General features: G+C 69.7%; 15 protein-coding genes and 1 tRNA gene. 3 read left to right on the forward strand and 13 right to left on the reverse strand.

Features of this window, described 5'->3' with window-relative positions:
• Positions 1–520 precede the first annotated feature (520 nt).
• The 9 genes from rplL to ACIPSE_RS04215 form a co-directional block, all read right to left on the reverse strand.
• Complete coding sequence (rplL, locus tag ACIPSE_RS04175; RefSeq protein ID WP_401657161.1) at positions 521–901, reverse strand: 50S ribosomal protein L7/L12; 381 nt, start codon at positions 899–901, stop codon at positions 521–523.
• Positions 902–1,024: 123 nt separating this feature from the next.
• Complete coding sequence (rplJ, locus tag ACIPSE_RS04180; RefSeq protein ID WP_401657163.1) at positions 1,025–1,555, reverse strand: 50S ribosomal protein L10; 531 nt, start codon at positions 1,553–1,555, stop codon at positions 1,025–1,027.
• A 280-nt stretch (positions 1,556–1,835) separates the two neighbouring features.
• Positions 1,836–2,723, reverse strand: a complete 888-nt coding sequence (locus ACIPSE_RS04185; RefSeq protein WP_401657165.1) for a DUF1396 domain-containing protein — start codon at positions 2,721–2,723, stop codon at positions 1,836–1,838.
• Between the two features lie 109 nt (positions 2,724–2,832).
• Positions 2,833–3,675 carry a hypothetical protein gene (locus ACIPSE_RS04190; RefSeq protein ID WP_401657167.1) on the reverse strand — a complete coding sequence of 281 codons (843 nt, stop codon included), beginning with the start codon at positions 3,673–3,675 and terminating at the stop codon, positions 2,833–2,835.
• A 115-nt stretch (positions 3,676–3,790) separates the two neighbouring features.
• Positions 3,791–4,516: a 50S ribosomal protein L1 gene (gene rplA / locus ACIPSE_RS04195; RefSeq protein WP_401657169.1), complete on the reverse strand. Its 726-nt coding sequence runs from the start codon at positions 4,514–4,516 to the stop codon at positions 3,791–3,793.
• A gap of 84 nt (positions 4,517–4,600) precedes the next feature.
• Positions 4,601–5,035, reverse strand: coding sequence for a 50S ribosomal protein L11 (gene rplK / locus ACIPSE_RS04200; protein ID WP_018543896.1), 435 nt, complete (start codon positions 5,033–5,035; stop codon positions 4,601–4,603).
• Positions 5,036–5,214: 179 nt separating this feature from the next.
• Positions 5,215–6,066, reverse strand: a complete 852-nt coding sequence (gene nusG, locus ACIPSE_RS04205) for a transcription termination/antitermination protein NusG (RefSeq protein ID WP_401657171.1) — start codon at positions 6,064–6,066, stop codon at positions 5,215–5,217.
• A gap of 77 nt (positions 6,067–6,143) precedes the next feature.
• Complete coding sequence (secE, locus tag ACIPSE_RS04210) at positions 6,144–6,431, reverse strand: preprotein translocase subunit SecE (RefSeq protein WP_401657173.1); 288 nt, start codon at positions 6,429–6,431, stop codon at positions 6,144–6,146.
• Positions 6,432–6,541: 110 nt separating this feature from the next.
• Positions 6,542–6,614 (reverse strand) — tRNA-Trp (locus ACIPSE_RS04215).
• Positions 6,615–6,899: 285 nt separating this feature from the next.
• Between ACIPSE_RS04215 and ACIPSE_RS04220 the strand changes: the two genes are divergently transcribed.
• Positions 6,900–8,126: a pyridoxal phosphate-dependent aminotransferase gene (locus tag ACIPSE_RS04220; RefSeq protein WP_401657175.1), complete on the forward strand. Its 1,227-nt coding sequence runs from the start codon at positions 6,900–6,902 to the stop codon at positions 8,124–8,126.
• A 131-nt stretch (positions 8,127–8,257) separates the two neighbouring features.
• Complete coding sequence (locus ACIPSE_RS04225; RefSeq protein ID WP_401657177.1) at positions 8,258–9,292, forward strand: adenosine deaminase; 1,035 nt, start codon at positions 8,258–8,260, stop codon at positions 9,290–9,292.
• 33 nt (positions 9,293–9,325) lie between these two features.
• Here the strand turns inward: ACIPSE_RS04225 and ACIPSE_RS04230 are convergent, their stop codons facing one another.
• Entirely contained in the window at positions 9,326–9,922 is a 597-nt protein-coding gene (locus ACIPSE_RS04230; RefSeq protein WP_401657179.1) for a TetR/AcrR family transcriptional regulator, read from the reverse strand.
• A gap of 191 nt (positions 9,923–10,113) precedes the next feature.
• Between ACIPSE_RS04230 and ACIPSE_RS04235 the strand changes: the two genes are divergently transcribed.
• Positions 10,114–10,743 carry an NAD(P)-dependent oxidoreductase gene (locus ACIPSE_RS04235; RefSeq protein ID WP_401657181.1) on the forward strand — a complete coding sequence of 210 codons (630 nt, stop codon included), beginning with the start codon at positions 10,114–10,116 and terminating at the stop codon, positions 10,741–10,743.
• A 23-nt stretch (positions 10,744–10,766) separates the two neighbouring features.
• On the opposite strand, the gene ACIPSE_RS04240 is transcribed toward ACIPSE_RS04235, so the two are convergent.
• From ACIPSE_RS04240 to ACIPSE_RS04250, 3 genes are all read right to left on the reverse strand, one after another.
• Positions 10,767–11,822 (reverse strand): UDP-N-acetylmuramate dehydrogenase, encoded by a 1,056-nt coding sequence (locus ACIPSE_RS04240; RefSeq protein WP_401657183.1) that lies wholly within the window; start codon positions 11,820–11,822, stop codon positions 10,767–10,769.
• A 1,061-nt stretch (positions 11,823–12,883) separates the two neighbouring features.
• Positions 12,884–14,326, reverse strand: coding sequence for a DHA2 family efflux MFS transporter permease subunit (locus ACIPSE_RS04245; protein ID WP_401657185.1), 1,443 nt, complete (start codon positions 14,324–14,326; stop codon positions 12,884–12,886).
• Positions 14,327–14,416: 90 nt separating this feature from the next.
• A complete protein-coding gene (locus ACIPSE_RS04250; protein ID WP_401657187.1) occupies positions 14,417–14,986 on the reverse strand; it encodes a TetR/AcrR family transcriptional regulator in 570 nt (189 codons plus the stop codon).
• Between the last annotated feature and the right edge of the window lie 51 nt (positions 14,987–15,037).

Here is a 15,037-nt window from a genome sequence, read left to right on the forward strand (position 1 = left end):
AGATTCCCGGATTCAGCCGTTGGGCCAGGTCAGGGACTTCTGATCGTCAATGCTGAGGCGAGGGCAGACCCCTGGTGACGGGCAGGGGACAGCTAACAGGCAGCGCAAAGGGTCAGTGTAGCCACTTGGCGCACTGATGTCCAGCCCCGATTTTCAATGTCCCTCGTTGTCCTCAACGCCTTCGGCACACCTGCCCTCAACGCACGTTGATACTGCCCTCTTCGTCGCCGATCCATGCCTCGGATTCGGATCGTTCTGGCGACGCGTCCTGAGAATTGCGCGCTGCGTGCGGTTCGTCAAGGCCTCCATGGCCCGAACCGCTTGCCACCAGGGATGCTCGGAGGCACGACGAAGATCACCATACTCCCCACCTCCCGGGCGGCAAGGCAGCCACAGCCCGGCGTCCTGGAACGCCGAAGAGCGACCACCCGGATGGATGATCGCTCTTCGCTGCTGTGGTGTTACAGCCCTCCTGGGAGGGCCGCTTCACGCATGCGAGTCCGTGCGGACCGCAGAGGTGTTACTTGACCTCGACGGAGGCGCCGGCACCCTTGAGGGCCTCGGCGGCCTTCTCCGCGGCCTCCTTGGCGACCTTCTCGAGAACGGGCTTCGGGGCGCCGTCCACGAGGTCCTTGGCCTCCTTGAGGCCCAGGGAGGTGAGCTCACGCACGACCTTGATGACCTGGATCTTCTTCTCGCCGGCGCCGGTGAGGACGACGTCGAACTCGTCCTGCTCCTCAGCGGCCTCGACCGGGGCGCCGGGGGCGGCGGGGCCCGCGACGGCGACGGCCGCGGCGGCGGTGACGTCGAACTTCTCCTCGAACGCCTTCACGAACTCGGAGAGCTGGATGAGGGTCAGGTTCTCGAACTCGGCGAGCAGTTCTTCCTGGGTGAGAGCCATGATGGCTTTCCTTCCACTAATTCGGCTGGTGCCGGATGTACATGAATGGCGGGCGTACGTTGGCCCGCTACGACCGCTGCCTGGGCCCTGGGGACTCAGGCGGCGATCATGATGCGAGCCGAATTACTCGGCACCGCCCTGCTCGGCCTGCTTGGCACGAAGAGCGTCCACGGTGCGGACGAGCTTCGAGGGAAGCGCCTGGAAGAGCTGCGCAGTCTGCGTCTGCTTGCCCTTCAGGGCGCCCGCCAGCTTGGCGAGCAGAACCTCGCGGGACTCGAGGTCCGCAAGCTTCTTGATCTCATCGGCGGACAGCGCCTTACCGTCAAGGACACCGCCCTTGATGATGAGGTTCGGGTTGTCCTTGGCGAAGTCACGAAGACCCTTCGCCGACTCCACCGGGTCACCGGTGACGAAGGCGACGGCAGTCGGACCAGCGAAGAGCTGGTCGTCCAGCGTGATCCCGGCCTCGTTGGCCGCAATCTTGGTCAGCGTGTTCTTCACCACGGCGTACTGGGCGTTCTCACCGAGCGAACGGCGCAGCGTCTTGAGCTGCGCCACGGTGAGACCGCGGTACTCGGTCAGCACAGCGGCGTTGGAGCTGCGGAACTTGTCCGTCAGCTCGGCAACCGCGGCAGCCTTGTCGGGCCTCGCCATGAGTCTCGGCCTCCTTCCGGGTGATTCGGACCGCGCGGACCCGAAGGAGGACTGGGGAAAACGAAACGCCCCGGCGCAGGCGCACGGGGCGTAGCTCGACCATCGGGGAGAACCGTCCGGGAGCAACTTCCACAGTCACCTGCGCGGGTCGTCCGCAGTTCAGCGGATCCTTCGGCCACCGCACCCTCGTGACGAGCGCGCGGCAACGACCAGCGGTCTTTGGCTTCTGTAGGAGAGTACGTGACCGGATCGCCGCCAGGCAAATCCGGTCGTACGAGGCTCAGCTGCTCTGCAGTTCCTTCATCATCTCGGCGAGATCCATGACGTCCTCGGCCGGCGGAGCCTCGACGGTGACGGGCTTGTTGATGTCGAGGAAGGTGAAGGTCATGTCGAGCGGGCCCTTGTCGGCGTCGCCCTTCATGCGGAACTGCTTGGCGTGGTCGTCGCCGTCGATCCACATGTCCATCGTCATCTTGTCGATGCCGAGGTCCTCGTACTGCTTGAGGCTCTTCTCGTGCTGCTCGCGCGTCGCCTTGTCCTCGGACGCGAAGCCGTCCTTGAGCGTGTCGAGGGTGACGGTGCCGGTGTAGTGGGTCGTCCTCACCCCGTCGACCGTCTCGGTGCCGACCTTCTTCACGTCCTTGGCGCCGGTCATGAACGTCGACTCGGCCGCCGGGTTCTGCTCGGCCTGGCCGACGCCGGCGGCCTGCCCGCCGAGCGCGTCCTCGCCCAGGGCGGACAGGTCGAACTTCATCCAGGTCTTGCCGTCCATCTCCTTGGCCATCTCGGCGTTGCCGCCGATGTACATGACCTTGTCGACGAGCCGGATCTCGGCCGAGCCGTCGGCGCCCTGGTCGAGCGCCTTCATCTTCATGCTCATGGCCACCGTCGGCTTCAGGCGCATGGAGGCCTCGGCCTCGATCCGCCCCTGCTCCGGGTAGTCGCCCTTCATCCGGTACGACAGGGACGTGATGTCGTCGGAGTTCTTCGCGGCCTTGGCGACGGCCGCGGCCGGAGTCATCTCCGGCGTCTCCTCCCCCGCGCTCCCCGAGCTCTTGCCGCCGCAGCTCACCGCACCGGCGGCCAGGGCCACCACGGCGAACGCGGCGCCCGTCGCCCGGCGGCGCGCGGAGCGTCGTACGGCGGTGCGGCTGTCAGAAATCCCCATTGCTTCCCCCCACGGGACACATGGCCGATACACAGTTGTTCGGGGAGCCTAACGGATGGGGCAGTAAGCGGTCTCATGAATTCCATGCGGCCCAGGGGGCGTTGAAGGCTCAGGAGCCGTTCTGGGTGCCGAGGAGTTTCTTGAAGTCCTCGGTGTCGCTCGCGGGGGGCTTGCGGACCGACACGCGGACGCCGTAGTCGCTGTAGCGGGCGGTCTGGGTGAGGTTCCCGGAGGCGGTCCGGCTCTTCTCGACCTTCTTGACCAGCAGGTCCTCCTCGTCGATCCAGACGTCGACGGTCTCGCTGGTGACCCCGGCCTGGCGCAGCTGCTCGCGCAGTTCCCCGTCGGAGACGTCGGCGACGAGGACGGTGCCCGAGTAGTGGGTGGCGGTCCGCCCGTCGACCGTCTCGGTCCCGGTCTCGTGTACGTCCTTGGAGTCCAGCAGGAGCTTCACGGACTCGTCGGGGGTGGTCCTGCGCATCTGGTCGGCGAGGTCCGCGCCCGCGCCGACGTTCTTGAGGTCCTCGTAGGCGTAGCGCAGCCAGTGCCGGCCGCCGATCCGCGCGGCGAACGTGTCGCCCATGTGCGCGTAGTAGGCGTCGGCGAGATAGCGGGCCCTCATCGTGGTGACGCCCATCTGCCGCATGGTCCTGGCGACCGTGCCCCCGGTGTAGGTGATGGTCATGGCGCCGGTGAGGTCGCCCTTCCAGTCGAGGGCGCCGTCGGCCTTGAGGGACATCTGGGTGCCCATGACGGTCAGGGACCTCATCTTGGCCGATCCGGCGCGCTCGGTGGCCTTCTCGGCGGCGCGCAGAGCGTCGAGGGAGGCGGCGGAGGCCGCCGCGGGCGTGGTGCGGGAGCCGCCCTCGGGCCTGTCCTGGGACGCGGAGGTACAGGCGCTCGCCCCCAGCAGTACGGCCGTCAGCGCGGCGGCCATGGCGGTGCCCTTCATACGTCCCCCCAGCGTGATGAACCTGTTCGCACGCTAACCCACAACGCGCGGCCCTCACACGGGAACGGGCCCCGCACCTCGAAAGGTGCGGGGCCCGTGGAACCTACCGTTGTCCTCAGACCGCGGCCGGGTCCTCCTCGACGAGGAGGTTGCGGGTGCGGTTCGGGTCGAGCTGAATGCCGGGGCCCATCGTGGTGCTGATGGCGGCCTTCTTGATGTAGCGACCCTTGGCGGCGGACGGCTTCAGACGGAGGATCTCCTCCAGCGCGGCGCCGTAGTTCTCCACCAGCTTGGTGTCGTCGAAGGACGCCTTGCCGATGATGAAGTGCAGGTTCGAGTGCTTGTCGACGCGGAACTCGATCTTGCCGCCCTTGATCTCCGTGACGGCCTTGGCCACGTCGGGGGTGACGGTGCCGGTCTTCGGGTTCGGCATCAGACCACGCGGGCCGAGGACGCGGCCGAGGCGGCCGACCTTGCCCATGAGGTCCGGGGTGGCGACGACGGCGTCGAAGTCCAGACGGCCCTTCGCGACCTCGTCGATCAGTTCGTCGGAGCCGACGATGTCGGCGCCCGCGGCCTCCGCGGCCGCAGCACGGTCACCGGTCGCGAAGACCAGGACCCGGGCAGTCTTGCCGGTGCCGTGCGGCAGGTTCACGGTGCCACGGACCATCTGGTCGGCCTTGCGCGGGTCGACACCCAGGCGGAAGGCGACCTCGACGGTGCCGTCGAACTTCGAGACGGAGGTCTCCTTGGCGAGACGGACGGCCTCGAGCGGGGCGTAGAGCTTCTCCCGGTCGACCTTGGCGTCCGCAGCCTTGAGAGCCTTGCTGCGCTTGCTCACTGCTTCTCCTGATGATTACTGAGGAGTCGTGGTGTGGACCGAGCAGGCCCTGCCACTACTACTGATGTACGGGGGTGGTGGGGCTCAGCCCTCGACCGTGATGCCCATGGAACGAGCGGTGCCGGCGATGATCTTCGACGCGGCGTCCAGGTCGTTCGCGTTGAGGTCGGGCATCTTGGTGGTGGCGATCTCGCGGACCTGCGCCTCGGTGATCTTGGCGACCTTGGTCTTGTGCGGCTCGCCGGAGCCCTTCTCCACGCCCGCGGCCTTGAGGATCATCTTGGCGGCCGGCGGCGTCTTGGTCACGAAGGTGAAGGAACGGTCCTCGTAGACCGTGATCTCCACCGGGATGACCCAGCCACGCTGCGACTCGGTCGCGGCGTTGTAGGCCTTGCAGAACTCCATGATGTTGACGCCGTGCTGACCGAGCGCGGGGCCGACCGGCGGGGCGGGGTTCGCCGCACCGGCGTTGATCTGGAGCTTGATGAGCCCCGTGACCTTCTTCTTCTTGGGAGGCATTACTCTCCGGGTCCTTTCGATTCGGGTCCTGCCCACGCGCGGAAACAGCCCCGGAGGACAACCCGAACGCAGGCATACCGCACAACGATAACGGGTATAGATGCGCGGCTGAAAACCGAGCAGGTCAGGCGGGCCGTGAAAGCCTGCCTGACCTGGTCGGAAGCTCTACCGGAAGAAACTCAGTTCTTCTGGATCTGGTCGAACGACAGCTCGACCGGGGTCTCGCGGCCGAAGATCTCCACCAGGCCCTTGACCTTCTTGGAGTCGGCGTTGATCTCGTTGATCGTGGCCTGGAGGGTGGCGAAGGGGCCGTCGGTGACGGTGACCGAGTCGCCGACCTCGAAGTCCAGGACCTGGACCTCGACCTTGCGCTGCGGGGCGGGCTTGCCCTCGGCCTCGGCGGCCTCGCGGGCGGCCTTCTCCTCGGCCTCCGGGGCGAGCATCTTGACGATCTCGTCCAGGGTCAGCGGGTACGGGTCGTAGGCGTTGCCGACGAAGCCGGTGACACCCGGGGTGTTGCGGACGACGCCCCACGACTCGTTGGTGAGGTCCATGCGCACCAGGACGTAGCCGGGGAGCTTGTTCTGGCGGATGGTCTTGCGGTCGCCGTTCTTGATCTGGACGACCTCTTCCTGCGGCACCTCGGCCTGGAAGATGTAGTCCTCCACGTTCAGCGAGACGGCACGCTGTTCGAGGTTGGTCTTCACGCGGTTCTCGTAACCGGCGTAGGTGTGGATGACGTACCACTCGCCGGGGAGGGTGCGGAGCTCCTCGCGGAGGGCGGCGATGGGGTCGACCGGCTCGGCCGGCTCCTCCTCGGCCTCTTCCTCGACGGCTTCGGCGTCCTCGTCGGCCTCGCTGTCCCCGTCCTCTTCCTCGACGTGGAGCGCGGCTTCCTCGGCGGGCTCGCCCGCCTCCTCGTCGGCAGCCTCGACCTCGTCCAGGTCCTCGTCAGCGCCCTCGACGATGTCGAGCTCGTCTTCGACGGTCTCGTCGGGCTCGATGGCGTCGTTCAGGTTCTGGTCAGACACGGTGGCTGCTTCTTCCTGGATACAAGGGGTGGAACACGCGAAAAGGGGCGCCGGCCAGGGCGCCCTTCGCTTTCGGCTCAGCCGAATACGTACTTGGCGGCGTGGTTCAGCCCGTAGTCGATCACGGTGACCAGACCGATCATGATGATGACGAAGACGATCACCACGGTGGTATAGGTGGTGAGCTGGCTGCGCGTCGGCCATACGACCTTGCGGAGCTCCGCGACGACCTGGCGGTAGAAGGTGGCCAGGCGCTTGAGCGGGCCCTTCTTGGCACGCTTGCCGCCCTTGCGGGCCTTCTTCTTCGACTCTGGCGCCTCGTCCTGGGCATCAGGCGTGTCGATGGAGCCCACGGCGTCCGCCATTCGTCCTCACCTGTTCCCGGGTCGTTTCCGTGCCGCGCCCGGTCTGGAGCCGCACGGCGGTGCGTTGCTGAAGTGCGTACCTGCGCACACATCCTGGACGGTGTGTGTAGCAGGGCCGGAGGGACTTGAACCCCCAACCGCCGGTTTTGGAGACCGGTGCTCTACCAATTGAGCTACGACCCTTTGTGGTTCCCCCCAAACGTACCGCATCCGCCCGGGTGCTCGGTGTGCACCGGATGAGCGCGGCCGCTGTGAGGCCAACGAGGTGAGAGTGTACGTGTTCCGGAGCCCTCCGTCGAACAGAAAGCGCCCGTGGGGGCCTTGGGGCCTGAAGATCTCCGGGAGGACCGATGAAGATCAGCCAGGCCACCGGGCGGATCGCCGCGTGAATCCGGACGGTTGTTCAACGCCTGTTCAGTCTGTGAAACCCGCGTGCCGGGGGCGTTTCGTGTCTGAAACGATGGGCCCATGAGCGCTGCAACCTCTCCCACCGAGCGTCGGGTCTCGGCCCGAGTCGGCTCGATCTCCGAGTCCGCCACCCTCGCCGTCGACGCCAAGGCCAAGGCCCTCAAGGCCGCCGGACGACCGGTGATCGGCTTCGGCGCCGGCGAGCCCGACTTCCCGACCCCCGACTACATCGTCGAGGCCGCGATCGAGGCCTGCAAGAACCCGAAGTACCACCGCTACACGCCGGCCGGCGGACTGCCCGAGCTGAAGGCCGCGATCGCCGAGAAGACGCTGCGCGACTCCGGCTACGAGGTCGACGCCTCCCAGGTCCTGGTGACCAACGGCGGCAAGCAGGCGATCTACGAGGCGTTCGCCGCGATCCTCGACCCGGGTGACGAGGTCATCGTCCCGGCGCCGTACTGGACGACGTACCCGGAGTCGATCCGCCTCGCCGGCGGTGTCCCGGTCGAGGTCGTGGCCGACGAGACGACCGGCTACCGGGTCTCGGTCGAGCAGCTGGAGGCGGCGCGGACCGAGCGGACCAAGGTCGTCCTGTTCGTCTCCCCCTCCAATCCGACCGGCGCGGTCTACAGCGAGGCCGACACCGAGGCGATCGGCCGCTGGGCCGTCGAGCACGGCCTGTGGGTGCTGACCGACGAGATCTACGAGCACCTGGTCTACGGCGACGCGAAGTTCACCTCGCTCCCCGCGATCGTGCCCGAGCTGCGCGACAAGTGCGTCGTCGTCAACGGTGTGGCCAAGACGTACGCCATGACGGGCTGGCGCGTGGGCTGGATCGTGGGCCCCAAGGACGTCGTCAAGGCCGCGACCAACCTTCAGTCGCACGCCACGTCGAACGTCTCCAACGTGGCGCAGGTCGCCGCGCTGGCCGCCGTCTCCGGGAACCTGGACGCGGTCGCGACGATGCGCGAGGCCTTCGACCGGCGCCGCAAGACGATCGTGCGGATGCTGAACGAGATCGAGGGCGTGTTCTGCCCCGAGCCCGAGGGCGCGTTCTACGCGTACCCGTCGGTCAAGGGTCTGCTCGGCAAGGAGATCCGCGGCAAGCGCCCGCAGAACTCGGTCGAGCTGGCCGCGCTGATCCTGGACGAGGCCGAGGTCGCGGTCGTACCGGGCGAGGCCTTCGGTACGCCGGGCTATCTGCGGCTGTCGTACGCGCTCGGTGACGAGGACCTCGTCGAGGGCGTCTCGCGGATCCAGAAGCTGCTGGCCGAGGCCCAGGACTGACGTTCGGTTTTCCGACCAGGGGATGGCCACCTCCGAATTTTCGGAGGTGGCCATCCCTTCGTCTGTGCGAGCAAGACCACGTTCGGGGAAAGTGGTACCGGGACGGGCGCGGCGTACGGCAGGATCCTGGGATGGAGCGTGTACGTGATGTCTCTGAGCTGCCGAAAGCCCATCTGCACCTGCACTTCACCGGGTCGATGCGGCCGGGGACGGTCCTGGAACTGGCCGACAAGTACGGCGTGCGACTGCCCGAGGCGCTGACCGACGCGCTGACCAGCGGGGAGCCACCGAGACTGCGGGCCACCGACGAACGGGGCTGGTTCCGCTTCCAGCGCCTGTACGACGCCGCCCGGTCGTGCCTGCGGGAGCCGGACGACATCCGGCGGCTGGTGCGCGAGGCCGCGGAGGAGGACGTCAGGGACGGCTCGGGGTGGCTGGAGATCCAGGTCGACCCGACGTCGTACGCGCCTCGGCTGGGCGGGCTGATCCCGGCGCTGGAGATCATCCTGGACGCGGTGGAGACCACCTCGCGGGAGACCGGGCTCGGGATGCGGGTGCTGGTGGCGGCGAACCGGATGAAGCATCCGCTGGACGCGCGGACGCTGGCGCGGCTCGCGGTGCGGTACGCGGAGCGGGGGGTCGTCGGCTTCGGGCTGTCGAACGACGAACGGCGGGGCATGGCCCGTGACTTCGACCGGGCGTTCCACATCGCGCGCGAGGGCGGTCTGCTGTCGGCGCCGCACGGCGGGGAGCTGACCGGGCCCTCCTCGGTGCGGGACTGCCTGGACGATCTGCACGCCAACCGGATCGGGCACGGGGTGCGGGCGGCGGAGGACCCCTGGCTGCTGAAGCGGCTGGCCGACCGGGGCATCACCTGCGAGGTGTGCCCGGCGTCGAACGTGGCCCTCGGCGTCTACGAGAAGCCGGAGGACGTGCCGCTGCGGACCCTGTTCGAGGCGGGTGTGCCGCTGGCGCTGGGCGCCGACGACCCGCTGCTGTTCGGCTCGCGGCTGGCCGCGCAGTACGAGATCGCGCGGCGGCACCACGGTTTCACCGACCAGGAGCTCGCGGAGCTGGCCCGGCAGTCGGTGCGGGCCTCGGCGGCACCGGAGAACATGAAGGCGAAGCTGCTGGCCGGGGTGGACGACTGGCTGACCGCGCCCTGAGAGACGTGGGCCACGGCCCGGGCCGGCCGCGCGTCAGGGGGTGAGCCCGGCGAGCAGGGTACGGGCCAGACGGGCGGCGAACTCGTCCGCCGGGGGCCGGGTCCCGTCGGGCGTCGCCGCGTACGCGAACGCCCACTGGGCGCAGGCGCCGAGGAGCAGGGACGCCGCCGCGAAGGTGTCGGCGTCGGCACGGACGCGGCCCGCGGCCTGTTCGGCGCGGAGATAGGCGTCCAGTCCCTCGATGGGCTTGTGCGGGCCGCGGTCCAGGCGGCGCATGGCGTCGTCATGGCGCCGCTTGAGCTGGGTCTCGGCGTAGAGCGACGCCGCCATCGGGAAGCTCTGCTCGTAGAAGCGGGTCGCGTGCCGCGCCACCTCGGTGAGGTTCTCCTCCACGGTGGCCCGCCCGGGGTCGGCGGTCAGGCTGTCGAGCAGCGGGGTCAGCCGGGGCAGGCGCTCGGCGAGGACCTGGATGAACAGCTCCTCCTTGCCGGCGAAGTACTTGTAGAGCGCTGCCTCGGAGCAGCCCGCCGTCCTGGCGATCTCCTTGGTGGTGGCGCGGGCCAGCCCGACGGTGAGCATCAGCTCGTGGGCGGCGTCGAGAATGCGCACGCGTGCGGGCTTGGTTTCCATGGGCGGTCGCGTCGTCCTGTTCTGACTGTTCCGGCCGTTCCGGTGTTCCGGTTGTTCCGGCCGTTCCGGCTGCCTTGGCCTTGATCGGCTTGACGAGTGGGTGAGTGCTTACTCACTCTAGAGGTACGACAGGGGTGAGTGAATACTCACCCACCCCGCACGGAGTCACCCGCACGGCCATGGGAGTAGTCATGAAGCTCACTGTTTTCGGCGCCACCGGCGGCATCGGCCAGGAGATCGTCCGCCAGGCCCTGGAGTCAGGACACGAGGTCACGGCGGTGGTACGGGATCCCGCGAAGCTGCCGATGGCCGACGACCGTCTGGAGGTCTTCCGCGCCGACCTGACCGACCCCGAGCCGCTGCGCCCCGCCGTGGCGGGCCGGGACGCGGTGCTGTCGGGCCTCGGCCCGCACGGCCGCGCGGACGCCGGGGTGGCGGCCCGGACCACCCGCACGGTGCTCGGCGCCATGGAGGCGGAGGGGGTAAGGCGGCTGGTCGTGGTCAGCGCGGGTCCGGTGGGGCCTGAGCCCAAGGACGGGCCGCTGGACCGGTTCGCGCGCGGCATCGCGTCGAAGGTCCTCAAGGACGTCTTCGACGACCTGCGCGCGATGGAGGCCGAACTGGTGCGCAGCTCCACGGACTGGACGTCGGTACGCCCGCCCCGCCTGACCAACCAGCCCGCCACGCGCGCGTACCGGTCGGTCGTCGGCGGTTTCCCGACCAAGGGACGGCTGATCGGGCGGGCGGACGTGGCCCACGCGATGCTGGCCGCGGTGGACGACCCCGGGATGTCGAAGCAGGGGGTCGGGGTGGCGTACTAGGCCGCCTGCCGGGTGCGCGGCGGCTACAGGCTGACGCCCACCGTCACCGGCTCGTTGACCAGGGTCACCCCGAAGGCGTCCCGGACCCCGGCGACGACCTCGCGGGCCAGGGCGAGCAGGTCCTCGGTGGTGGCCTCGCCCCGGTTGGTGAGGGCGAGGGTGTGCTTGGTGGAGATACGGGCGGGCCCGGTGCCGTACCCCTTGGTGAAGCCGGCCTTGTCGATCAGCCAGGCCGCGGAGGTCTTGGTGTGCCCCTCCCCCGCCGGGTAGGCCGGGGGTTCGGCGGCTGCGCCGAGGCGGTCGCGCACGCGCGCGTGGAACGCGGCGAACTCCTCGTCGGTGAGGATCGGGTTGGTGAAGAAGGAGCCCGCCGACCAGGTGTCGTGGTCCTCGGGGTCGAGCACCATGCCCTTGCCCGCGCGCAGCTTCAGCACGGTCGCGCGGGCGTCCGCCAGGGGCACCCGGTCGCCGGGGCCGACCCCGAGGACGCGGGCCGTCTCGGCGTACTTGACCGGCGCCGACAGTCCGCCCGCGTCCTCCAGCTCGAAGCGCACACGCAGGACGACATAGCGCTCGGGCTCGGCCTTGAAGCGGCTGTGACGGTAGGAGAAGGCGCAGTCGGCGTTGGTGAGGGTGACCGTCTCACGCGCGACACGGTCGTACGCCGTGACATGCGTGATCGTCGAGGAGACCTCCTGGCCGTACGCGCCGACGTTCTGGATCGGGGTCGCCCCGGCGGAGCCGGGGATGCCGGCGAGGCACTCGATCCCGGCGAGCCCGGCCGCCACCGTACGGGCGACGGCGTCGGTCCAGACCTCGCCCGCGGCCAGCTCCAGGCGGGTGCCGTCGAGGGCGAAGCCCTGGGTGGCGATGACGAGCGCGGTGCCCTCGAAGCCCTTGTCGCCGATGACGAGGTTGGAGCCGCCGCCGATGAGCAGGAGCGGCGTACCGGTGTCGTCGGCCTCGCGGACGGCCTCGATCACCTCGGAGTCGGTCGTCGCGGTGACCAGACGGGCGGCCGGGCCGCCGAGCCGGAAGGTGGTCAGCGGGGCGAGGGGGGCATCGTGTCGTTCCTGCACGGGCCCAAGACTACGAGACGCCACCGACAGCCCCGGCGCCACGCGCCTTCCGGGCCGGTTCATGAGATCAGCCCCGGACGCCTCCCGCCCGGACGCCTCCCGCCCACCCGACCGGGCTCTCCCGGAGACGCACCGGGCGCCGCGCAGGTACGGGGTGGGGCCGCCGGAGCGGGGGATGCGCACGTCAGAGCGCGCAGAGGGCTTGAGCGCCCCTCATACAGAGCGTGCGCCGCGCGCTCGTGCTCCGGAGCACGAAGGCATGACCCCCACAACCGCACGTGCGCCCGATTCGCCCCGGCCCGGGAAGCCGATTCGCCCCGGCCCGGGAAAAGGGCTGCCGTGACGGGCGCTGCGCTGGGCGGTGCGGTGGACGGGCTGGCGGATGGGTGGGCTGGCGGATGGGCTGCCGGGTGGCTGGGCTGCGAGGGCGCCGAGCAAGGGGGTGAGCTGTCAGACGGCCTGGCTGTCGAGCGGCCTCATGGACGGCGGGCGGGCGAGCAGGCAGATGGGTGGGCGGCCGAGCAGCGGACTGCTGGCCGTCGGGCGGTGGGCGGCCAGGCTACGAAGGCGCCGAGCAGGCAGGCTGACTGTCAGGCGACCCGGCTGCCGAGCGGCCTCACGGACAGCGAGCCGGGCGAGCAGGCAGACGGCTGGGCAGCCGAGCAGCGGACTAACGGGGGTGCGGGCGGCCCGCCTATCAGGCCGTCCAGCTACCGAGCGGTCGAGCCGCCGAGCCGTCGAGCCGTCGAGCCGTCGAGCCGCTGAACTCCCGGGGCGGCTTCACGGACGGCGGACCGTGAAGCCGGGCGGCCGGGCGGGCGAGCGGGCGAGCGGGCGAGCGGGCGAGCGGCCACGTGGGCAGTCGGCCGGTACGCCGGACAGGCCGCCGTCCCGGCAAGTGAGCTGCCGAACAGCCCGGCGGACCGCCACGTCGCGAGGACGGGCGGTCCGCTTCGGCGTGACGTCATGGGTCCGCTCAGGCATGACGTCACCTGGTCCGCTCCGGCGTGACGGCGGCGGGCCCCAAGACCCTCGCCGACGGAGCCCGACCGGCCGCGCGCTCAGTGGGAGGCCGTGGCCGTCACCGGCGGCGCCGGCTGCTCGCTCTCCATGACGAGTTGCGTGCCGCGGCGCGCGGACGGGATGAGGAGGGCGGAAACCCCGGCGAGTGCCACGACCGCGGCGCCGGTCACGAGGGCGGGCCGGAGGCCGTCGACGAAGGTCTGGGCGGACTCGTAGCCGCCCTGGGCGGCGAAGATCGACGACATGACCGCGATGCCGAGCGCGCCGCCGACCTCGCGCAGCGCGTTGTTGGCGCCGGAGGCGATGCCCTGTTCCTTGGGCAGGACGCTGGACATGACCAGGTTGGCGGCCGGAGCGAAGAACAGGGCCATGCCGACGCCGCTGACGATCAGGCCGGGCAGCTGGGTGGCGTAGGAGACGCCGGGTGCGACCACGGCGGCCATCCAGCCGAGGCCGACGGCCTGGAGGAAGAGCCCGGCGGCGACGACGGGGCGCCCGCCGATCCGGTCGGACAGGATGCCGGCGATCGGCGCGACGAGCATCGGCATACCGGTCCAGGGCAGCATCCGAAGGCCCGCCTCGGTGGGCGAGTAGCCGAGGACGCCTTGCAGGAACTGGCTGAGCAGGAAGATCGAGCCGAACATGCCGAGGAACATCAGCAGGGACGCGGCGTTGATCCCGGAGAAGGCGCGCGAGCGGAACAGCCGCATCGGCAGCATGGGGTTCTTGGCGCGCAGGCTGTAGAGGACGAACCCGGCGACCAGGGCGGCACCGGCGAAGAGCCCGGCGAGCACCAAGGGGCTGGTCCAGCCGTCGGAAGGCCCGCGGACCAGGCCGTAGACGATCCCGAAGAGGCCGCCGCTGGCGAGCAGCGTGCCGGGCAGGTCGAGCGGCGCACCGGTGCCGTGGGACTCGGCGAGGCGCAGCCGGGCCAGCGGGAGCAGGGCGATGCCGAGCGGGACGTTCAGCCAGAAGATCCAGTGCCAGGAGATGTGCTCGGTGAGGCTGCCGCCGATGAGCGGCCCGGAGGCGACGGCGAGCCCGTTGACGGCGCCCCAGATGCCGTACGCCATCCCGCGGCGTTCGGCGGGCACGGCTGCCGTGAGCAGGGTGAGCGTCAGGGGCATCATGATCGCCGCGCCGACGCCCTGGACCGCGCGGGCGGCGATCAGGGAGTCGATGCCGGTGGCCATGGCCGCGGCGCCGGAGGCCACGGTGAAGACCGTGATGCCGACGAGGAAGAGCCGGCGGCGTCCGAAGCGGTCACCGAGGGCCGCGCCGAACATCAGCAGGACGGCGAAGGTGAGCGTGTACGCGCTCACCGTCCATTCCAGGTCGCCGAGCCCGCCGCCGAGGTCCTCGCGGATGGAGGGCAGGGCGGTGGTGACGACGAGGTTGTCGAGGGCCGCCATGAATCCGGCGACGCTGGTGATGACGAGGGCCCACGCGGTTCCCCCGCGACGTGCGGTCTGTTCTGACATCGCTCCCCCAGCAGGATAGTTATTGCTTACTAACTTTTACGGACAGGAAAAGGCCGGTCCCGCAGCCCTTCCCCCGCACCACGGCCGCCGCTACTTCTCCAGCCGGCCCTTGACCACCGCTTCCGGATACAGGCCGGCCCAGACCCGGTGTTCGGGCGGAAACCCCATGGCCATCAGCGCGTTGATGAGCATTCCGTACGCCATGAACGTCGTCGTGCCGTCGACGTCCGCACCGAGCGGCAGATGCACCGCGTCCCACAGCCGCATCCAGCCCGCCCGCACCTCCTCGCCGAACTCGGCCTCACCGGCCTGCTCGGCGGCGGCGACCGCGACATACATCTGCATCTGCATCAGCAGCCGTTCGGGGCGTTCCGCGATGACCCTGGTGTACGCGTTCGCCATGGCCCGCAGGGCCTCTTCGCCCTCCAGCCCTTCGGCGGCCTCCTGGAAGGTGCGGACGGTGTCGTCCACACACCGCTGGGCCGCCGCGAGGAAGATCGCCTTCTTGCTCGGGAAGAGCCGGAAGAGATACGGCTGCGAGACGCCGACCCGCTTGGCGATCGCCTCGGTGGACGTACCGAAGTAACCGCCGCGGGCAAACTCCGCGGTCGCCGCACGGATGACGCTCTCGCGCCTCTCTTCTGCGCTCATCCTGACCATGTTCGTAAGTTAGTACTCAATAACTAACTCCGTCAAGGGGACGGCCCGCAC

This window comes from Streptomyces sp. NPDC090106, assembly GCF_044747265.1.
In the GTDB taxonomy this organism is placed as follows: domain Bacteria; phylum Actinomycetota; class Actinomycetes; order Streptomycetales; family Streptomycetaceae; genus Streptomyces.